This window comes from Microbacterium sp. Leaf203 (assembly GCF_001421275.1).
Lineage (GTDB): Bacteria > Actinomycetota > Actinomycetes > Actinomycetales > Microbacteriaceae > Microbacterium > Microbacterium testaceum_A.
In genome coordinates, this window is record NZ_LMKF01000022.1 from 508,590 (window position 1) to 528,888 (window position 20,299).

15 protein-coding genes and 1 pseudogene are annotated in these 20,299 nt (G+C 68.5%); 8 read left to right on the forward strand and 8 right to left on the reverse strand.

Translation table 11 applies throughout. The features are described from left to right. Positions 1 to 245 precede the first annotated feature (245 nt). From ASE56_RS03595 to ASE56_RS03605, 3 genes are all read left to right on the forward strand, one after another. Complete coding sequence (locus tag ASE56_RS03595) at positions 246 to 1,280, forward strand: NAD(P)-dependent alcohol dehydrogenase (protein WP_056225009.1); 1,035 nt, start codon at positions 246 to 248, stop codon at positions 1,278 to 1,280. A 132-nt stretch (positions 1,281 to 1,412) separates the two neighbouring features. Beyond that, on the forward strand, positions 1,413 to 1,772 hold the full coding sequence (locus tag ASE56_RS03600) for a PadR family transcriptional regulator (RefSeq protein ID WP_056225013.1): 360 nt from the start codon (positions 1,413 to 1,415) through the stop codon (positions 1,770 to 1,772). Next, a complete protein-coding gene (locus tag ASE56_RS03605; protein WP_056225016.1) occupies positions 1,769 to 2,830 on the forward strand; it encodes a hypothetical protein in 1,062 nt (353 codons plus the stop codon). Before ASE56_RS03600 ends, ASE56_RS03605 begins: the two co-directional genes overlap by 4 nt. A 301-nt stretch (positions 2,831 to 3,131) precedes the next feature. On the opposite strand, the gene ASE56_RS03610 is transcribed toward ASE56_RS03605, so the two are convergent. Both ASE56_RS03610 and ASE56_RS03615 read right to left on the reverse strand, forming a co-directional pair. Continuing rightward, positions 3,132 to 4,559 carry a CCA tRNA nucleotidyltransferase gene (locus ASE56_RS03610; protein WP_056225018.1) on the reverse strand — a complete coding sequence of 476 codons (1,428 nt, stop codon included), beginning with the start codon at positions 4,557 to 4,559 and terminating at the stop codon, positions 3,132 to 3,134. Between the two features lie 53 nt (positions 4,560 to 4,612). Continuing rightward, on the reverse strand, positions 4,613 to 6,127 hold the full coding sequence (locus tag ASE56_RS03615) for a methyltransferase (protein ID WP_056225020.1): 1,515 nt from the start codon (positions 6,125 to 6,127) through the stop codon (positions 4,613 to 4,615). A gap of 107 nt (positions 6,128 to 6,234) precedes the next feature. On the opposite strand from ASE56_RS03615, the gene ASE56_RS03620 reads away from it, so the two are divergent. The 4 genes from ASE56_RS03620 (at position 6,235) to trxA (ending at position 11,522) form a co-directional block, all read left to right on the forward strand. Next, the gene (locus ASE56_RS03620) at positions 6,235 to 8,481 is read left to right on the forward strand and encodes a DUF6049 family protein (protein WP_156371596.1); all 2,247 of its coding nucleotides are present in this window, start codon (positions 6,235 to 6,237) and stop codon (positions 8,479 to 8,481) included. Continuing rightward, the gene (gene murJ / locus ASE56_RS03625; RefSeq protein WP_056225026.1) at positions 8,478 to 10,076 is read left to right on the forward strand and encodes a murein biosynthesis integral membrane protein MurJ; all 1,599 of its coding nucleotides are present in this window, start codon (positions 8,478 to 8,480) and stop codon (positions 10,074 to 10,076) included. Before ASE56_RS03620 ends, murJ begins: the two co-directional genes overlap by 4 nt. A gap of 74 nt (positions 10,077 to 10,150) precedes the next feature. Then, positions 10,151 to 11,137 carry a thioredoxin-disulfide reductase gene (gene trxB / locus ASE56_RS03630; RefSeq protein ID WP_056225029.1) on the forward strand — a complete coding sequence of 329 codons (987 nt, stop codon included), beginning with the start codon at positions 10,151 to 10,153 and terminating at the stop codon, positions 11,135 to 11,137. A 61-nt stretch (positions 11,138 to 11,198) separates the two neighbouring features. Then, positions 11,199 to 11,522 carry a thioredoxin gene (gene trxA / locus ASE56_RS03635; RefSeq protein ID WP_056225032.1) on the forward strand — a complete coding sequence of 108 codons (324 nt, stop codon included), beginning with the start codon at positions 11,199 to 11,201 and terminating at the stop codon, positions 11,520 to 11,522. Positions 11,523 to 11,815: 293 nt separating this feature from the next. On the opposite strand, the pseudogene ASE56_RS03640 reads toward trxA, so the two are convergent. The 4 genes and pseudogenes from ASE56_RS03640 to ASE56_RS03655 all read right to left on the reverse strand — a co-directional run. Then, positions 11,816 to 12,059: pseudogene (locus tag ASE56_RS03640) on the reverse strand (tryptophan synthase subunit alpha); the annotation flags it as partial. 83 nt (positions 12,060 to 12,142) lie between these two features. Beyond that, positions 12,143 to 13,117, reverse strand: a complete 975-nt coding sequence (locus ASE56_RS03645) for a ParB/RepB/Spo0J family partition protein (RefSeq protein WP_056225037.1) — start codon at positions 13,115 to 13,117, stop codon at positions 12,143 to 12,145. Next, a complete protein-coding gene (locus tag ASE56_RS03650) occupies positions 13,117 to 14,034 on the reverse strand; it encodes a ParA family protein (RefSeq protein WP_056225040.1) in 918 nt (305 codons plus the stop codon). Before ASE56_RS03650 ends, ASE56_RS03645 begins: the two co-directional genes overlap by 1 nt. Before the next feature lie 3,656 nt (positions 14,035 to 17,690). Next, positions 17,691 to 18,230, reverse strand: a complete 540-nt coding sequence (locus ASE56_RS03655) for an alpha/beta hydrolase (protein WP_235556922.1) — start codon at positions 18,228 to 18,230, stop codon at positions 17,691 to 17,693. Positions 18,231 to 18,455: 225 nt separating this feature from the next. On the opposite strand from ASE56_RS03655, the gene ASE56_RS03660 reads away from it, so the two are divergent. Further along, positions 18,456 to 19,034 (forward strand): TetR/AcrR family transcriptional regulator, encoded by a 579-nt coding sequence (locus ASE56_RS03660; protein ID WP_056225043.1) that lies wholly within the window; start codon positions 18,456 to 18,458, stop codon positions 19,032 to 19,034. A 123-nt stretch (positions 19,035 to 19,157) separates the two neighbouring features. Here ASE56_RS03660 and rsmG read toward each other — a convergent pair whose 3' ends face one another. Next, positions 19,158 to 19,787, reverse strand: a complete 630-nt coding sequence (rsmG, locus tag ASE56_RS03665; protein WP_056225045.1) for a 16S rRNA (guanine(527)-N(7))-methyltransferase RsmG — start codon at positions 19,785 to 19,787, stop codon at positions 19,158 to 19,160. Positions 19,788 to 19,795: 8 nt separating this feature from the next. After that, on the reverse strand, positions 19,796 to 20,299 hold the full coding sequence (locus ASE56_RS03670) for a R3H domain-containing nucleic acid-binding protein (RefSeq protein WP_056225050.1): 504 nt from the start codon (positions 20,297 to 20,299) through the stop codon (positions 19,796 to 19,798).

The following is a 20,299-nucleotide window of genomic DNA, read 5'->3' on the forward strand; positions in this document are numbered from 1 at the left end:
GGGCATCACTGGGGCGCTCTCGGTGCACCGGGGCGGTCGTCGACCACCCCACTGCACGACACGCGCCCCGTTACGGCGCGACCTCCCACGACACGACGTGCGCGCGGCCCAGCGGCACCGGTGCGAGGCATCCATTCGTCCCCTGCCGATGAGAACGGTTCCCGATCCCCTCGAAACGCCGTCAACCCCCGTCACCGCCCACGGCCGGCGAGCGCACGGTGGAAGGACCGACAGAAAGGAACGCCATGAAGGCTGTGCAGTACCGCGAGATCGGCAAAGGACCCGAGGTCGTCGAGATCGAGGAGCCCCACGCGGGCCCGGGCCAGGTGCGTCTGAAGGTGACCGCGGCGGGGCTGTGCCACTCCGACTGGTTCGTGATGGACCTCCCCGAGGACCAGTACACCTACGGCCTGCCGCTCACCCTCGGCCACGAGGGCGCGGGCATCGTCGACGAACTCGGCGAGGGCGTCGAGGGCGTCGAGATCGGCGCGGCCTACGCGATCTACGGACCGTGGGGCTGCGGGCGCTGCCACGCGTGCGCCCAGGGTGCCGAGAACTACTGCCCCTACGCGGCCGAGATGGGCATCACCCCTCCGGGCCTGGGCAGCCCGGGCGCCATGGCCGAATACGTGATCGTCGACGACCCGCGACACCTCGCCCCGCTGGGCGACCTCGATCCCGTCGAGACGGTCTCGCTGACCGATGCCGGACTCACCCCGTACCACGCGATCGTCTCGGCGAAAGAGAAGCTGTACCCCGGTGCGACGGCCGTCGTCATCGGCGTCGGCGGCCTCGGTCACGTCGGTGTGCAGATCCTCCGCGCGATCACCCAGGCCACCGTCATCGCCGTCGACCTCGGCGAAGACAAGCTGGCCCTCGCTCGCGAGGTGGGTGCGCACCACACGGTGAACTCCGACGAGCACGCGGCCGAACGCATCCGCGATCTCACGAACGGACTCGGCGCCACCGCGGTCTTCGACTTCGTCGGCGTGCAGCCCACGATCGACCTCGCGCGCGCGGTCGCCGGAATGGACAGCTTCATCCACATCGTCGGCATCGGCGGAGGCATCATGCCGGCCGGGTTCTTCTCCACGCCGATGGGCGCCGCGGTGCGTGCTCCCTATTGGGGCACCCGCAGTGAGCTCATCGAGGTGCTCGACCTCGCGCGCAGCGGCGCGGTCGGCGTCCACGTCGAGCGCTACGGCTTCGACGGCGCCGTCGAGGCGTACGCGAAGCTGCACAAGGGGCAGGTGCGCGGCCGCGCCGTCGTCGTGCCCTGACGCGAACCTCGAGGGGGTGGCATCCGGATCATGGATGCCACCCCCTCGGCGTTCCGAAATCACCCGGGTATGCACTCCGCACTACTGCGCAGTGCGTGGTACTGTCCGAGGCAGACAAGCGAAGGGGGCCGCGTGGATACGACGCAGCTGTTGAAGGGGGTGCTGGATGCCGCGGTGCTCGCGGTCGTGCAGCACGACGACGGGTACGGGTACGACATCGTGCGGCGCCTGCGCGAAGCGGGGCTCGGCGAGGTCGGCGACGCGTCGGTGTATGGGACGCTCCGCCGCCTGTACTCCGCGGGCGCGCTGTCGAGCTACGTCGTGCCGTCGGAGGGCGGGCCGCACCGCAAGTACTACGCCATCAACCCGCAGGGCCGTGAGCTGCTCGACGCACAACGTGCCAGCTGGACGCACTTCTCGTCAGCCATGACGAGCCTCCTCGACGACACCACTCCCACCCCCAAGCTGCGCACGATCGGAGACGCACGATGATCACCACGACCGTCCACGACGGCATCCGCGCCTTCGCCGCCGCCGTCCGCTCGCATCTCGATGATCTCCCTGGCGACGACGTCGACGACCTGCTCGATGGTCTCGAGGCCGACCTCGCCGACCAGGCGAGCGAGGCCGGAGAAGACTTCACGATCCCGGATGCCGCGACCTACGCCGTCGAACTGCGCGCGGCCGCGGGGCTTCCGGAACGCGGATCCGCCGTATCGAAGAAGCGAGTACCGCTCGTTCAGCAGGTGAAAACCGGTTCGCGGGAACTGCACGACCTTGTGCGCGCGAATCCCGCGGGCGCCTGGTTGCTCGACCTGTTCGTCGCCCTTCGTCCCGTGTGGTGGGTGCTCCGCGCGGTCGTGCTCTACCTCCTGATCGCGCCGGTCCTCATCTTCAACGGGAACACGAGCGACGGTTTTCTCTCGCGGGCCCTCACCGCAGCGAACTTCCCCGGGCTCGTCGTCTTCCTCGGAATCCTGCTGCTCAGCATTCAGTGGGGGCGGGGCCGATGGATTCCGGGGCGCCCCCTTCGCATTCTTCGGACGATCGTAAACGTCCTCGCCGTCGCGATCGCCCCGTTCTTTTTGATCGGCCTGCTGACGAGCCTGCAGACTGCGGTCTGGAATGCGTCATCGCCTCCATTTCAGGCGTCCGCGCCCGGACTGGCCCTGGACGGCAACCGGATCCGCAACATCTTCGCTTACGACTCCGACGGCAATCCGATCTCGTCCGTTCAGCTGTTCGATCAGGAGGGCCGGCCCCTCACGACCGTCGGTATGGCGGGCAGCGAGGACTGGGACATCTTCTTCGCCGGGGGCGGCGGACCGGTCCCTGTCGCTGACACCTCCCCGGGGAGGGCGCCGCTGTGGAACGTCTATCCGCTGCGGGAGGTACCCGCAGACAAGTGGACGTGGACCGAGATCGACCTGTCGAAGGCTGTGATCCCGGCCGCACCCTTCGCGCACGTGCAACCTCTCCCGGACACCGGTGTCGGTCCGACGACGGGAGCGACACCCTCCCCGCAGCCGACCGAGGCGGTCGCGCCGTGACCGATCAACCGCGCCTCATCAGCATCGACCTGACCCACCTCGTCGAAGCTGCGCTGGCCCACGGCGATGACGACGCGGACCGACCGCACTGAGACAGGCGCTCGGGACGGATCTTCCGGGGAGTGGGGGCTTCCGAATACCGTCCCGGGCGTCGCCCGATCGCTTCATTCCGGACCGAGCATCTACCGTCGAGCGGATCAGACGGGAGACGCGCCGCCGGCCGTCGTCCACCGCCGACGCGTCACCCACGAGGTCCGCGTGACCGTCGCGCCGATCACCCAGGAGCGTTGACAGGGCTGCCTCAGCCCCGCGCCGCCCACCATTCGCGCAGGCGCTTCTCGGCCTCTTCTTCGCCCAGCACGCCCTCGTCGAGGCGCAGCTCGAGCAAGAAGCGGTAGGCCTCGCCGACCTCGCGACCGGGCGTGAGGCCGAGGACCTCCTGAATGCGGTTGCCGTCGAGCTCGGGGCGGATCGAGTCGATCTCCTCCTGCTCGCGGAGCGCGGCGATGCGGGCCTCGATGTCGTCGTACGCGGATGCCAGGCGCTGCGCCTTGCGCTTATTGCGCGTGGTCACGTCGGCCCGGGTCAAGATGTGCAGGCGTTCGAGCTCGTCCCCGGCGTCGCGCACGTAGCGCCGGACCGCGGCATCCGTCCACGCTCCCTCGGCGTAGCCGAAGAAGCGCAGGTGCAGCTCGACCAGTCGGGTGACGACGGTGGTCGTGGCCGCGTCGAAGCGCAGGGCCTGCAGGCGCTTTCGCGCCATGCGCGCGCCCTTGATGTCGTGGTGGTGGAAGGTGACGCCCCCGCCCGCTTCGAGGCGTCGGGTGGCGGGCTTGCCGATGTCGTGCAGGAGCGCCGCCAGCCGCAGGGGCACATCGGGGGCGGCATCCGGGTGTCGCTGCTTCTCGAGCGCGATCGCCTGGCGCAGCACCGTCAGCGAGTGTTCGTACACGTCCTTGTGGTGGTGGTGCTCGTCGACCTCGAGGCGCAGGGCGGGCACTTCGGGGAGGAACTCGTCGATCAGCCCGGTCTCGACGAGAACGCGGATGCCGCGGACGGGATCATCCGTCTGCAGGAGGCGCACGAGCTCGGCCTGCACGCGCTCGGGACTGACGATGGCGAGAGAGCTACGCAGCTCGCGGATCGCATCGAGGGTGTCGGGGTCGACGACGAAGTCGAGTTGCGACGCGAAGCGGGCTCCGCGCAGCATGCGTAGGGGGTCGTCGCCGAAGCTCACGGCGGGATCGATAGGCGTGCGCAGGCGCCCGGCGATGAGGTCTTCCACACCACCGGTGGGGTCCACGAGCGTGCGGGCGGGAACGCGGAGCGCCATGGCGTTCACGGTGAAGTCGCGGCGGCTGAGGTCGGCCTCGAGGGTGTCGCCGAACTCGACGGTGGGCTTGCGGGTGACCCCGTCGTAGCTGTCCGCGCGGTACGTGGTGATCTCGACCTGTTCGCCCTTCACCCGGGCGCCGATGGTGCCGAACGCCCGTCCGACGTCCCACTGCACGCTCGAGACGGGTTTCACGAGCGCGAGGATCTCGTCGGGGCGAGCGTCGGTGGTGAAGTCGAAATCGTGGGTCACGCGCCCCAGCAGGGCATCGCGCACGGGACCGCCCACGATCGCGAGATCGCGACCGGCATCGGCGAAGACCCGGGCGAGCGTGGCGACCACGGGATGCGCGGCGAGCTCCTCGAGGCGCGCGAGACCCTCGGCCATGTTCAGCATGCCTTCGAGCCTATCCGGGGCCGCCGACGGCTCCGTCGGGCAGTCGCGACGCGTCAGTCGTCGGCGAAGCCCAGGAACCCGGTCACCAGCAACTCGCGCACCCGCGGCAACAGGTCGGCGCGCAGGGCCTCGGCATCCACCTCCATGAGCTGGGCGATCGCATCGATGAGGGCTCCGACGGCCAGGTCGCCGTCGCAGGCGCCGACAAGGGCCGCGAGCCCCGGGTCGACCTCGAGCGTGCGCGCGAAGCCGCCGCCCTGTCGGAGCTCGATGACCGAGGGGTCCTCCTCGCCCGGTCGGTGGTGGCGCGCCTCGGTGACGTGGGGAGCCACGCGCAGCACGCTCGAGGCCAGTCCGTCGTCGTCGAGCAGGGCGGCCCGGTCATGGGCGGCGAGGGATGCCGAGAGGTGCGGTCCGAACGCCGATTCGCCTCCGCCCGAAACGCGTTCGTACCGCGCGAGGGTCGGCCCGCCCGCGAGGGGGCGCCGCAGCAGCACGTACCCGAACCCGACGCCGGTCACTCCCCGTGCCGCGAAGTCGTCGAGCCACGCGTCGATGAGCCGCGCGTACTCGGGTGTGCCGGGAACGGTGCCACCGTCACGCACCCACAGCTCGGCGTACGCGAGGGGGTCGAGCACTTCGCGCTCGATCACCCACGCGTCGAGCGACGAGCCGACCCACCCGCGCACGCGGTCGAGCCCCGACTCTCCCCACCGGTACTCCCAGTTTCCCAGCGACTGCGCCACCGCCCCGGGCGCGAGATGTTCCCCCACGCCCGAGATGACCGCCGCGACGAGGGAGTCGCCCTCCATTCCGCCGTCGCGGTACTCGTACGCCGGAACGCCGGCGACGCGCGGCGTGATGACGAACGGGGGATTGGATGCCACTCGGTCGAACGTCTCGCCGGCGACGGGCTCGAACAGCGAGCCCAGGCGGGTCTCGATCCCGTCCACGCCGTTCACGAGGGCGTTGAGGCGGGTGAAGCGCAGCGCGCGCTCGGAGATGTCGGTCGCGACCACGTGGTCGACGAGCCGGCGCAGTCGGAGGGCCTGGATGCCGCAGCCCGTGCCGATGTCGACGGCCGTGCGCGCTCGGCGGGTGAGTTGCAGGCGCGCGAGGGTCTGGGAGGCCCCGCCGACGCCGAGCACGTGGTCCTCGGGGAGCGGACCCTCGAGGGCCGCCTCGTCGAGGTCACTGGCGATCCACCACTCGACCTCTCCCTCGTCGTCGGCGAAGGCCTGAGGCCTCACCAGCACGGCGGGAGTCACGGCATCCCCCGAAATCTCCAGCAGTCCGAGCGCGGCAGCTCCGTCGACGCGCAACGTCGGCAGCGCCGCCTCGGCGTCACCGCGCGGGACGGGCAGCCCGAGCCCCCACAGACGACCCAGCACGGCGAGCGCATCGCCGCGCTCACCCAACGCGCGCGTGGCCGGGCGGCGGAGACCCCTCGCGACGGCGTCGTCGGCCTGGGGTCCCCAGGCGGCGCGGAGGGCGGCGCTCGTGTAGTCCGCGGTGCGGAGGTCGTCGGCGAAGGCCTGGCACAGCTGGGGATCGGGTTCGGGAAGCACCGGTCCATTCAACCGTCTGCGCGAGGCTATCGGGGGGCTTGTAGGTAGGCGGGCCTAGACTCGCAGGCGGTGCGAGGCCCCCTCGCTCCACCGACGCTCGTATGACCGTGACCTCCCAGCCTTCGGGCTCACCCGTGCCGCGGCGCTCCTTCACGCGCCGGCTCCTGGCGACCCTCGCCGCCGGGGCCATCGTCGCGGGCGTGGCGCTGCCGGTCTCGGCGGCTTCCGCTGCGACGCCGAGCCCTTCTCCGTCGGCTTCGAGCTCGCCGTCCGTGCTCATCGCGGCTCCCTCGGCGAACGGCATCCTGCGTCCCGGTGACTCCCTGTCGGTCGTCGTGAGTCTCGCGGCAGGGTCATCGGCTGCGCCCGCCGGTCCCGTCGCCCTGTCGATCGGGTCCGCCCCTCTGGCCGACGACGCCTCCATCGATCGATGGCTCAGCGGTGACGCCTCCGGCATCGCCTTCCAGCAGGTCGCGACGGGAACCCTGGATGCCACCGCCTCCGGCGCCCAGTCGATGACCACCCTCACGGCACCGGGGACCGACCCGGCCCTCGCGAACCGCGCCACCGGCGTCTACCCGGTCCTCGCGACGAGCGGCGGGCTGACGGCACCGAGCGTGGTCGTCGTTCCGGCTGACGCGGGGGCGCAGACGCCGATCGCCCTCGTCGTTCCGATCACGGCGGCCCCCCTGACGCGCGGTCTTCTCACCGCGAACGAGCTGGCCGAGTTGACCGCGGTCGACGGTGGTCTGTCCGCGCAGCTCGACGCGGTGGACGGCACCGCGGCCACCCTCGCCGTCGATCCCGCGATCCCCGCGGCCATCCGGGTGCTCGGCTCGGCCGCCCCGCCCACCGCGGTGGCGTGGCTCCAGCGACTTCTGGCCCTGCCGAACGACCGGTTCGCCCTCCAGTTCGGCGACTCCGACGTCGCCGCGCAGCTGCACGCCGGGCTCACGGCCCCGCTCGGCCCCACCTCGCTGCAGAACTATATGGCCGCGGCTGACTTCGTGCAGCCCGCCCCGGCGGTGTCCGCCGTGTCGACGCCCGAACCGGCGTCCAGCACGACGCCCGGCCAGCCCTCGTACCCGTCCCTCTCGACGCTGCTCGACATCGGGGTCGCGACCCCCAACGTGTACTGGCCCGCGACCGGAACCGCGGGAGCGGACACCGTCGCCACCCTCGGCGCGCTTGGCAGCGCCGACGACCCCACCCACGTGCTCATCCCGTCGACCAGCGTCTCCGGCGGGGGGCGGCAAGCCTCCGCCCGCGTGGGAGGGGTCTCGACGCCGGTCTACGACGCGGAGGTCTCGCGCGCCCTCGCCGACGCGGCCGGTCAGAACGACAGCACCCGTCGGGGAGCCTCGCTGGCGGCAGCCCAGGCCTATCTCTCCATCGCCCGCACCGTCACCGCCGACCAGCCGGTCCTCGCCGTCCTCGACCGGGGCACCGATCGTTCGCGCGTGAGCCTGCGAGCGACCCTCGGCCTCGCCGCCACCGCGCCGGGGTATACGGCGTCGACCCTGCGCGCCGTCGCCTCGGTGCCGGCATCCGACATCTCGCTCGAGGCGCCCGACGTCGACGCGGCTCGCGTCGACGAGGTCCGCAACCTCGTGAGCGACGAACAGAACGTGGATCGGTTCGCGTCGATCCTCGATCAGCCCGAGCTGCTCACCGGACGCGAACGCGCGGAGCTCCTCCAGGTCACGAACGTGTCGTGGACGGGGGATGCCGCCCGCCAGGCCGTCGCCGACCACCGCGCCGCCACGCGCACGACGCTCGACTCCGTCGGCATCCTGTCATCCGATTTCCGTCTGGTCAGTTCGAGCGCGCCGCTGCGCCCGTGGGTGCGCAACGACCTGCCGTGGCCGGTGACCGTCGTGATGTCCGTCCGCACCAACGACGCCCGCCTGCGGGTGCAGGACCGCACCACGATCGATGCCCAGGCCTCGGCCAACACACGCGTCGAGGTGCCCGTCGAGGCGCGTATCGCCAACGGTGAGGTCAGCGTCGACCTGCAGCTCTACAGCGCCTCGGGCGTGCCGATCGGGTCGCCCCAGGCGGTCGACGTCGAAGTGCGCGCGGAGTGGGAGAACATCGGCATCGTCGTCGTCATCGCCCTCATCGTGGGCTTCCTGAGCCTCGGGGTCGTCCGCACTGTCGCGCGCCGCCGCCGGCTGCGCGCCGAGGAGGCGTCGTCCCCGGTCTCCGATGACGACGAGCCCGTGGATGGGATCGGCGTGAAGGATCCGGATGCCGACGGGCGCAGCCCCGCCGAGGACGCCGACGATCCCCTGACCGACGAGCACGCCCCCCACGAGAACCCTTCGGACATCGAGCAGGAGACACGCCCGTGAGCAGCATCGGACGGGCCAGTGTGCTCATCGGGGCCGGGACCATCGTGTCGCGCGTCAGCGGGGTGCTGCGCACCATCGTGCTCGTGGCCGCCATCGGGTCTATCAGCAGCGCGGGTGACGCATTCGCCGTCGCCAACCAGTTGCCGAACAACATCTACGCGATCATCTCGACCGGCCTGCTGACCGCCGTCGTCGTCCCGCAGATCGTGAAGGCCGCCGCGCACGCGGACGGGGGACAGGCGTTCATCTCGAAGCTGTTCACCCTCGGCACGGTGGGCCTGCTCGGCGCCACCGCTCTCGCGATGATCGCCGCACCACTCCTGGTGCACGTGTACGCGGGCAAGTTCACCGACGATCAGCTGGCCCTCTCCACCGCATTCGCCTACTGGTGCCTGCCGCAGATCTTCTTCTACGGTCTCTACGCCCTGCTCGGCGAGATCCTCAACGCCCGTCGCGTCTTCGGTCCGTACACGTGGGCGCCGATCGTCAACAACATCGTGTCGATCGCGGGCTTCGGTGCGTTCATCCTGCTCTTCGGGGGACAGCAGGTGCGCGTCGACGCGTGGACGCCCTCGATGATCGCCGTTCTCGCCGCCACCGCGACCGGCGGCATCGTCGTGCAGACGGCGGTGCTGATGTTCTTCTGGCGCCGCGCGGGACTGACCCTGCGTCCCGACTTCCAGTGGCGAGGCGTGGGGCTCCGACACATCAGCCGCCTCGCGGGCTGGACCTTCCTGATGGTCGTCGCCGGCCAGCTCGCCGGAATCGTGCAGTCGAACGTGCTCTCGGGCGCCTCCGGCAACGATCCCGCGATCTTCGCCTCGCAGAACGCCTGGCTGCTGTTCATGCTGCCGTACTCGATCATCGTGCTGTCGATCGGAACGCCCTACTTCACGCAGCTCAGCGAGCACGCCGCCGCGGGACGCGACGACGAGGTACGAGCCGACATCGCTCGCAGCATCCGCACCCTGGGGTTCTTCATCGTCGCGGCCACCGCCGCCCTCGCCGTGGCCGCCGTCCCCGCCAGCCGGATCTTCACGAACGGATCGGAGCAGGCCCTCGCCGCCGCTCCCGTCCTGTGGTGCTTCCTGGTCTGCCTCGTGCCCCTCGCCGTGCTCTTCGTCATCCAGCGCACCTTCTACGCCTACAACGACACTCGCACCCCCTTCTTCTTCACCCTGCTGCAGTGCGCGCTCGTCGCAGGAGGGGCCATCGCGGCCGGCGCGTTCGTCGATCGGTCGGACCTGGCCGCCGGCGTCGCCCTGACCCAGTCGTTCGCGAGCATCGTGCAGGTGATCGTGGCGACGGTGCTGCTGCGCCGCCGCCTCTCCGGCATCGGCACGGGCTCCTGGCTGTCGGCACTCGGACGTTTCGCCCTCGCCGCGATCCCCGCCGCCGCAGCCGGGTGGGGCGTCCTGATCCTGCTGGGCGGCCCCGAAGGATGGATGACGAGCAGCGTCGCGGCCGGGATCGCCGGTGCCGCGGTGCTGGGTCTGGTCGTCCTCGCCGTGTACATCGGCATCCTGGCCCTGTTCCGCACTCCCGAACTCGCCCCGGCGCTCGCGCTCGGCCGGCGGTTCCTCCCCAAGCGCTAGCCCCCGGGGCCGTGGAATACCCCGCGGCTACCATGGGTTTCATCCGACGGAATCAACGAGAGGAAGGCGCAAACGTGCGTCACGTCATCATCATCGGATCGGGCCCGGCCGGATACACGGCCGCCATCTACGCTGCCCGAGCCAACCTCGAGCCCCTCGTCGTCGCGAGCTCCGTCGAAGCCGGCGGCGACCTCATGAACACGACCGAGGTCGAGAACTTCCCCGGGTTCCCCGACGGCATCCAGGGGCCCGACCTCATGGCCAAGATGCAGGCCCAGGCCGAGCGCTTCGGCGCCCAGGTGCTCTACGACGACGTCGTGTCGCTGGAGCTCGACGGTCCTGTCAAGAAGGTCACGCTCGGGAGCGGCAAGGTCGAAGAGGCCGTCTCGGTCATCTACGCGACCGGTTCCGCCTACCGCAAGCTCGGTCTCGAGGGCGAAGAGCGCCTGTCCGGCCGCGGTGTCTCGTGGTGCGCGACGTGCGACGGCTTCTTCTTCCGCGACCGCACGATCGCTGTGGTCGGCGGCGGCGACTCCGCGATGGAAGAGGCGAACTTCCTCACCAAGTTCGCGTCGAAGGTCTACATCATCCACCGCAAGGACTCGCTTCGCGCGTCGAAGATCATGCAGGAGCGCGCGTTCGCGAACCCGAAGATCGAGTTCATCTGGAACAGCGCCGTCGACGAGATCCTCGGAGACGAGGCCGTGAACGGTGTGCGCCTGCGCTCCACGGTCGACGACTCGACGCGTGAGCTGCCGCTGGACGGTCTGTTCGTCGCGATCGGCAACGACCCCCGCACGCACCTCGTCCACGACAAGCTGCAGCTGACCGACCAGGGCACCATCTGGGTCGACGGCCGCTCGTCGCGCACCTCGGTGGAGGGTGTCTTCGCCGCCGGTGACGTCATCGACCCCACCTACCGCCAGGCCATCACGGCCGCGGGCAGTGGAACCGTCGCCGCTCTCGACGTGGAGCACTTCCTCGCCGCCCGCGGCGAGGCCGGCGAGCCCGCTGTCGCCGAGAGCCCCATCGCGGGCCTCCCGGACGCCGCGGTCGTCTGAGGAACAAAACCCGGTTCACCGGCGTTCTCATCAACTGACGCTTTCACTAAGGAGAAATGCAATGACTGCCAAGGCGACGACCTCCGCAACGTTCGAGCAGGACGTCCTGCAGGCCGACGGACCCGTTCTCGTGGACTTCTGGGCTGAGTGGTGCGGACCGTGTCGCATGGTCGCCCCCGTCCTCGACGAGATCCAGAACGAGAACGCGGGAAAGATCACCGTCCTCAAGCTCAACGTCGACGAGAACCCGGACCTCGCGATGAAGTACCAGATCACCTCCATCCCCGCGATGAAGGTCTTCCAGGGCGGTGAGGTGAAGACGACCATCATCGGCGCGAAGCCCAAGTACGCGCTCGAGCAGGACCTCGCCGCGTTCCTCGGCTGAGACCTCTGACTGAACGTCCCCGGTGCCTCAGGGCGCCGGGGACGTTCGCATGTGCGGGCGGTCCCCGCTGAAGCAGAAAAGCCGACTCAGGATGCCATCACCCCGACAACGGCGATGAGGACGGATCTGATCGACCAGGCGTGGAGGACGGGGTCGATCACACAGACGCTCGCTGTAGGAGCGCTCACCGGCGATCTGAGGGCCGTTCGACGCTATATCGACCCCGGAGTGCCCGAGCGGCGACCGAGGGGCTCAGGAGGCGTCGAGCCTGACGTTGGCGTCCCACCGGCGGNTCTGGCGGAGCACGCGGTAGTTGCGCGAGCGGTTGGGGCGAACTCCGCCGTTCTCGAAGATATTGTCGGCGCGCAGAGTGAGGACGACGAGCTCGTCGACACTGGGCAGGTCTTCCATGAAGTCCCACGGATCTTCACCGCCGCGCAGACGCTCGTGAATGAGGACCGCGAGTTCGTCGGAGGCTTCCGCGCGCAAGAGCTCGAGGCTGGCGCGACGGCGCGGGGTATCGTCGTTCGCTGTCACCGTTCCAGCGTACGTCGACCTACCGACACCGGGCGCGGGGCCGCGTTCGCTCGCCGCGAGATCCGCTCGCCGACGGTCCCGCTTCAGCCGGTGTAGCCCTCTTCACCCAGCGTCGCGAGGATGCGATTGAGGTCCTGAATGCTGGCGAAATCTATGCTGATCTGGCCTTTTTTGGCGTTGAGAGACACGCGGACCTTGGTGTCGAACCTGTCTCCGAGACGATCCGCGATGTCGTCGAGTCCCGACCGGCGCGATCCGGCCTTCGGCTTCTGACGAACCGGGGCGACACCCGGCATCTTGGCGGCAGCCTCAGCCGCGCGAACTGACAGATCCTCGTTGACGATCTTATCCGCGAGCTTCTGCATCTCTTTGGGGTCGTCCAGAGAGAGGATCGCGCGAGCATGCCCGGCGCTGAGAACGCCGGCAGCAACGCGCTGTTGCACCGGGACGGGCAGCTTCAGCAGGCGGATCGTGTTGCTGATCTGCGGACGCGAGCGACCGATGCGCGTCGCCAACTCTTCCTGAGTGATGCCGAAGTCCTCGAGCAGCTGCTGATACGCGGATGCCTCTTCGAGGGGGTTCAGCTGAGAACGATGAAGGTTCTCGAGCAGAGCGTCGCGAAGGAGATACTCGTCATCGGTCTCGCGGACCACCGCCGGGATGCTCTCGAGCCCGGCCTCGCGGGAGGCACGCGTGCGTCGCTCACCCATGATCAGCTCATAGGTACCGTCGCCCTTGTCGCGAACGACCACGGGCTGAAGGACACCGAACTCGCGGACCGAGTGGACGAGCTCCGCGAGGTCATCCGCATCGAAGTGCGTACGAGGCTGACGAGGGTTGGGGACGATGGTCTTCGGGTCGATGTGCACGAGGCGTGCGCCCGGCACCGACACCAGCGCCGCGTCGTCCTCGGTGCGATCCGCCTCGGTCTTCGCCGCCGCATCCTTCGCCGCGGCGACCCCGTCGGGGAAGAAGACATCGACGGGACGCGCCTCCGACGGCTCCATCGTGGGGATGAGGGCGCCGATACCGCGCCCCAGACCGGTCCTCTTGGCCATCAGGAGCCCTTCTTGGTGGTGTCGCGAGCGACGATCTCTACTGCTGCCTCGCGGTAGGCGATGGCGCCCGCTGACTGGCCATCGTACGCGATGACGGTCTGCCCGAAGCTCGGCGCCTCGGACACACGGACGGATCGAGGAATGACGGTGTCGAGCACCTCGTCCGTGAAGTGCGATCGAACCTCCTCCGCGACCTGCTGTGCGAGACGCGTACGCCCGTCATACATGGTCAAGAGGATTGTCGATACGTGAAGACCAGGGTTGAGGTGCTTCTGGATCATCTGCACACTGCCGAGCAACTGGCTCAGCCCCTCGAGCGCGTAGTACTCGCACTGGATGGGGATCATGACCTCGTCGGCCGCGGTGAACGCGTTGATCGTCAGCAGTCCCAGCGAGGGAGGGCAGTCGATGATGACGAAATCGAGGTGATTGCCCTCGATCGCGAGATAATCCCGCAGCGCACCCCGAAGGCGATGTTCACGCGCGACCTGTGATACCAGCTCGATCTCGGCACCGGCGAGGTGGATGGTGCTCGGAGCACAGAGCAGGTCGGGGGACTCGGGGCTGACCTGCACGATATCCGCGAGAGGGAATTCATCGATGAGCACGTCGTAGACGCTGGGCGTATCAGCGTTGTGGGGAACGCCCAGGGCGGTCGACGCATTTCCCTGGGGGTCGAGATCGATGACGAGGACGCGAGCACCGACCGAAACGAGTGCGGCAGCGATGTTAACAGCGGTCGTGGTCTTGCCCACTCCGCCCTTCTGGTTAGAGACCGTGAAGACACGGGTTCGACCGGACAACTCGACGGTAGTCTCGTCGAGCACACGCCTCCGCGCCGAGAGATTCGCGATCTCACGTGCAATGGGGGAGTCCTCGAAGGATGACGGCGTGGCTGCCTCATCGGACTGTTTCACGTGAAACACACCTTCCCGTCGCCAACCCGATCAGTCTACCCGCGGGTGCTGACATTCCTGATGGGCGGATGAATTGGATCACGTGCAGCAGAGGCATGAGCGCCGGGGGCTCAGCCCGACTCACAAGGGGGTCGCACCCCCCGGAGAGGGCTTCAGTGTTCGTTTCACGTGAAACGTCGCGTTCTGATCTGACCATTCGGCGGTTGTGGTCTCGCGCTGCAAAGTTGAGTACGCGTCGCCCTGTGAGGGATGTTTCACGTGAAACGTGTGCGGAGAATTGAGACTCACCCGAAAATGCGCAGAGGAAGGTCGCCACACAACCAGTTTCGTGCGTTCGGCGCTTTGCGTCAGCTGCAGGTTCTCTGCTCGAGCTGAGCTGATAGACGTTTCACGTGAAACATGCGATGCCGCGGCTTGCTCCGCGCCTCCTCATGCTGGGCTGGCTTGGTGCGACCGCCGTGAGCGCGGCCATGCGTTCGTTCGGCTGGGGAGTTCATGTTTCCGCGATTATCCACGAGAAGTTGCGCAGTCTCGCGATCACTGCAAACACCCCACCCAGGACGGGGAGGGCGTAGTCCATCGGGCGCGAGGAACTGACCGCCCTCATCAGCCGATGTCGATGCGCCCCAGCGATACAGGATGACGGCGGCTCCTGGTGACAGCAGGGAACTCCGAGTCTCGTCGCAAGCGCGACCAGCCAGCCCGTGTCTCCGGGAGGCGTTTACGTTCTTGTCACCCGCGCCAGCGCACAGTCTTCAGGCTGGCCTCACAACCTGGGCGTGTGACGCACGGTTGCGCGCGATGCACACACCCGAGAGCACTCGTACGGCTGCTGGCGGCACACGTCCTGGACCTCCGAACCGGCAATGGCTCCGGGAGATCACACGGCAGCGGATTCGGCACGTGCGAGGCGAGCCGCGCCGCCGCGGGTATCACGCACCGCGAACGGGAGCGAACCGGAATCAGACGGAGTCGGGCAGTTCCACGAGACGGCGGGCGCCAGCCTGAGGGGATCCACACCTCTGCGAGATCCGTGCACGGCCCAGGGGGTCGGCCGGAATCACGCGGGGTTGAGCAGCTCCGTCCGACGACGACCGCCGACCCGGTGCGAGCCACGCCTTCGTAAGAGCCGCGCGGGGCACAGCGGTCGGCCGGGATCGCGCGGGGTTGAGCAGCTCCGTGCAACGACGACCGCCGACCCGGTGCGAGCCACGCTGGCGTAAGTGCCAGGGCACGACGCAGGGGAGCGGACCGAGATGAGGACGCGTCGAGCAGTACCGCCAGAAGACGACCGCCGGCCACCGATACCAGCGAGTCGCTCGATGCCCACGTGGGCGATGAGCGGCAGGGGAGAAGAACTCGCACCACAACGGCATGAACCCGCGGCCGCCGTGCGTAGAGCGCGCTCCGCCGGCCGCGCCCGCCACCAGTCCTTCCGTGAGGCCTGCGCGGTGAACGGACGCACGCACCTCACGCAGGCGGGCAATGCCCAGGACTGAGTCACCTTCGCCCCTTGGCCGGGGACTGAGGCCACTCTCGAGACGAGCCGAAAGCCCTGCGATCTCACCGGCTTCCAGGCTCGATTGGGTGGATACCGGAGACTCGCCGGCCGGGTCCCCAGAGTGCGGCTCGACAGCTGCGCTCGATCGTCGGACCGTCGGCGATACATGCGCGTTCGGATGACACCTGGGGCGTTCACGTCAGCGTGCGGTAATTTGGGGTTCTGCGCACGGCCACCTAAGCGCCGAGCTCCGCCACCATGTGGCCACAGCGCTACGCGTCGATATTGGCACGCGCGTCCGACGTGGGTCTACCAGCTTCACGCACGTGCCGCGCGGTGCGATGTTTCACGTGAAACGTCGCGTGAGTTGATCCCAGTAGGGCTCGGCCTTCTTCCAAGGGTTGGCAATCAAATCGTCCGCTATTCAGGCGTGCCCTGCACTCCCCGGTCCTCAACAGCATCAGGCCGTGGGCCTCGGGCCCGACAAGCAGCCCTCTTCCGTCCCCAGGAAGACCAGTGCACGAGCGAGAAGAGATCGACCGCCAGCGCGGAACGGCTTTGTCACACCCATTGCCTACCGATACCCGAATGGAGAGCAACCGCATGCGCTCCGTCCGCGCTGAGCCCGCTCCCAAAGAGGTGTTGGTCACCAGCCCAGATCACTCCACCGCTGGAAGCAGGCGAGCCACTGCCGCGCGCGTCCTTCACCGTGGTGCCATCCCGACGGGCGCGGTCGTATTCGTGGGCGCGACGGGACGGCCGTGAAGCCGCGCTTCACGTTGTCAAAGGGAGGTCCTGCTGCCTTTCGGCTCGTCCCACGAAACATGACCGACGACATGTTTCACGTGAAACATACCCCCGCGCCTTCCGCACGAAGCGACCGGGTGGGTCGTGGCTGACCTTCTGACGCAGCAAGGTTGCTGGCTCCGCATGATCAATCGCGCACGGCTGCAGCGCCCGGTCCGTGACACCCACTCCATCATGACGGGTTCCGGGGGAGGGGATTCCCGCTTCTCCGGGCATGACGTCCGCCGGGGGAGCAGTCTTCTTCAGGTGGCGGCCCGCGGGCCACGCGAAGCGGTGTCGGGGGAGGGGCTGCGCGCCTACGTCAGAGCGCCGTCCGTGTCGCGCTTCCGTGGCGGAAAGCACTTCAGGGAGGAGGGCGGCACCACTGCGACACCCCGCGCTCCCCATACCAACACGAGTAGAGCGACCAAAGGTGATTCGGTGCTGTGAAGCAACGCCCTCGACCTTCGAGGACGCATCGGGCCGCCAAACGCTGGCTAGCCCGCCCTCAGAGACTCCCCGCAGCCCCAAGGAGGGCCTCATGCCTCACCCCCGCGGATGGCATCGCGCCAATCTCGGAAGACGACGAACTCGGCCCACCGATAGGCGCGGGGTGGCCGCGAACGAGCGCGAAGGCTGGCGGAGCAGAACAGATCACCCATCGCTAAAGCGATCCACTCTTTCTACACCTCTCGACATGGACCGAGCCGACAGGGACCCGCTGCACCAGGATGATCTCCACCACTCGCCGAGCTCGAGATCGTCTGCAGAGCAACCCAGCTCCAGCACCATCCGCGATCGTCAAAGGTTTCACGTGAAACATCGCAATAAGAGCCGAGCGTTCGCACTGCCGCCGGCCGGGGGGAGCGCAGCATTCGGTATGCGACCAGGACCCGGCATCCCACCCCACCCGCGGCCGGTACACACCCATCGAGGACGAAACCCCTAGCGGCCGACTGGCGGCTTGCTGAAAGGCTCGGGACACTTAACGTACTCCCCGAGCACAGCCGCAAAGTGTTGTCCCCGATAGCCGACAACACCCACGCGGACCCGGACAGTCGTTCGATCACCACCATGAGAGAGCGCACGAGACATCCCTACCCACGGAATGCCGAGTTAGCTCGGACCACTCTCAGCGGAAAGGACGGCCCACCCCACCAGACGCGGGGGCCTGCCCAATGACCAGGCGCTGGCACCCGGACCCGGTTCGCTCCACACAACCGCCACGTCGAGACAACCTCCCCACCAGCCTTGTTCAGCTCCCGTTTCACGTGAAACGCACGCGTCTCGCCCTTGGTGTCCCACCGTCCCACCACTGCAACGCACGCGCGCTCGATCCTGCTGAAAGCGCAAGCATCACGTTCGCGTCTCACAGAAGCAGCTCGAGCTGATCGACAACGAGATCGGGACGCGGGACGAAGGGATGGTGGCCGGGCGCAAGCTCGACGAACCTTTGCGCACGAGCAGCATCAACGCGCTGCAGGACGACAGACGTACTGCGGTCCTTTTGGCACACGATGTACGTCGAATCCACCCCGTGCCAGCCCGCGCACGAGACCGGAGTCGCGAAAGCCGCCGTGGATTGCATCGTGACTCGGTCCCAGGCTCGGGACTGGATGGCGGCATCGGCGTCTTGGAGGAATCGCCGCCCGAACGACGAGACATCCTCTCCCTCGAGCTCGAGGAGCCCTCCACCGCCGAGCTTCGCGCGCACCAGGTCAGGGTCATCGCTCATGATGGTTCCTTGAGATTGACCCACCTGCGGCAGATAGGAGGTTACGTACGGCGGCTTCTTCACCGCAGGATGATGGCCCGCCTCTGCGATGACGGTGCGACCGCAGGAGGGGCCGACGACAACCGCCGCATCCACCTGAATCAGAGCGAAACGCAGGTCCGCGGCATCCGCCACCAGACCTCCAGACGCGGGCCAGCCGCGTCACCGCACGAAGGAAGCGCGACAGCGCGGCTCACGATCCCGGTACGGTCCCGTAGGAGATCAGCCGTCGGCTTCCATCACCACGCGCCACCCCGCACCAATGCTCCGTGCGCAGACACAACCTCCATGGTCACGCCCGTTCGTGTTGACCCCGCGTCAAGGTTAGACGTACCTGATATTACGTGAAATGATCGCACCGTGGGCAGACAGAAGCAGCCGGCAATCGCAGAAGACCTGTTGGACCAGTGCGCCGAGCACGCTCTCACTCACGGGCTCCCCGATGGCCTCGGGCCGTTCGCCCAGGCGACGGGCACATCCGCTCGGATGCTGCTCTACCACTTCGGCACCCGCGACGAATTGTTCCGCGCCGTGCTGCGCCGCGCACGCGAGATGCACCTCGCCTCCTTCGGCGAGCTGCTCCGGGTCGTCCCGGGGGAGAGCTACACGCGCACGCTGGCCACAGCCTGGGTGGGCATGACCGAACCCGAGGGCAAGTCCTTCTTGCGGATGTTCACGCACCTCCCTGAGCAGCGCGAGAACTCGCTGTGGCCGGGCTTTCACGCACGAGCGACCACCGACTGGCTCCCGCTGCTCGCCCAGGGTCTGTCAACGATCGACCCGCCGCCGTCCGCAACGCTGGTCCTCGCCGTCATCCGCGGATTGATCATGGACCTGGATGCGACGGCGGACTTCCGCCGCGTCGATCAGGCCTTCACCATGTTCCTCCGGAGCATCGACCCGGGTGCACCCGAAGTGTCACGTCCGCACGACCCGTAGCTCGGACGGGCGCCCCGCCGGCGGTCGACCCCGCCCTCGCGCGCTCGTCGACGACGACCCGTGAGGGCGGGGGTGCCGTGTGATTCGGCTCGCTCGCGACCGTCAGTCCGACTCGCAGGTCTCTCAGCGCGAAACAGTGGCCACGAACACGCGCGTGGGTTCGTCGAGCACTCCCTCGCCGACGACCTCGATCGCGACGTCAGTCAGCCCGAACTTCCGCACCTGCTTCGCGGCCGCGTCTACCTCGGCACCCACGTTGGCGCCCTTCAAGAAGACAAGCCTGCCGCCTGGTCGAACCAGGGGAGCGGTGAACGGCAGAAGCGTGCGCAGAGCGCTGACCGCGCGGGCCGTCGCCACGTCGAACACCCGTCCCTCGGACCACTCCTCGCCACGCATACGAGCGACGGTCACATTCTCGAGTTCGAGCTCAGCCACCTGCTCCGACAGCCACGCGGTACGGCGCTCCATCGGCTCGATGAGCGTCCACTCCACGTCCGGACGGGCAATCGCGAGCACGAGACCCGGCAGACCCGCACCCGATCCCACGTCGACGGCGCGCCCCGAGAAGTAGGGCGCGGCGATCGCGCTGTTCAGAATGTGGCGTGTCCACAGTCGCGGCACCTCGAGCGGGCCGATGAGCCCGCGTTCCTCCCCGTGAACGGCGAGATTCCTCGTGAAACGACGGGCCTTCTCGATGTGATCGCCGAACAGCGTCAGCGCTGCGCCCGGCTCGGCCTCGAGCTGTTCCGGCATCCGATCACTCAGCCGCGACGGATCACGGTGTGGCGGTCGGCACCCTCACCGAACGACTCGGAGGTGAACCCGCGGTCGGCGGCGATGTCGTGCACCAGCTTGCGCTCGTAGCTCGACATGGCCGGCAGCGACGCCTGCGATGCTCCCTCGTCGAGACGGGCGATGGCCCGGTCGACGAGGTTCTCGAGCTGCCGCTGACGGGCGTCGCGCGATCCGCCGATGTCGAGGATCAGGCGCGAGAACCGTCCCGTCGAGTTCTGCACCGCCAGACGCGTCAGCTCCTGCAGCGCCTGGACGGTGTCAGGGTGCGACAGAGTGGACAGCGCCGCGGCATCCTCGGCCTCCACAGAGACGTACGCGCGGCCGGCGCGCACGTCCATGGCGAGGTCGCCGTCGATGTCGGCGATGTCCAGGAGACCCTCGAGGTAATCGGCGGCGATGTCGCCCTCCTGCTCGAGCTGCTCCTCGGTGGCGGCGGTCTGGTCGGGGGCGATCTGATCGGACGTCGTCAT

Bases quoted from the DNA above. Each gene is read 5' to 3' on its own strand.
- ASE56_RS03595 (WP_056225009.1), top strand. From the start codon at position 246: ATGAAGGCTGTGCAGTACCGCGAGATCGGCAAAGGACCCGAGGTCGTC.
- ASE56_RS03605 (WP_056225016.1), top strand. From the start codon at position 1,769: ATGATCACCACGACCGTCCACGACGGCATCCGCGCCTTCGCCGCCGCC.
- ASE56_RS03610 (WP_056225018.1), bottom strand. From the start codon at position 4,559: ATGCTGAACATGGCCGAGGGTCTCGCGCGCCTCGAGGAGCTCGCCGCG.
- trxA (WP_056225032.1), top strand. From the start codon at position 11,199: ATGACTGCCAAGGCGACGACCTCCGCAACGTTCGAGCAGGACGTCCTG.
- ASE56_RS03645 (WP_056225037.1), bottom strand. From the start codon at position 13,117: ATGGCCAAGAGGACCGGTCTGGGGCGCGGTATCGGCGCCCTCATCCCC.
- rsmG (WP_056225045.1), bottom strand. From the start codon at position 19,787: ATGCCGGAACAGCTCGAGGCCGAGCCGGGCGCAGCGCTGACGCTGTTC.
- ASE56_RS03670 (WP_056225050.1), bottom strand. From the start codon at position 20,299: ATGACGACGTCCGATCAGATCGCCCCCGACCAGACCGCCGCCACCGAG.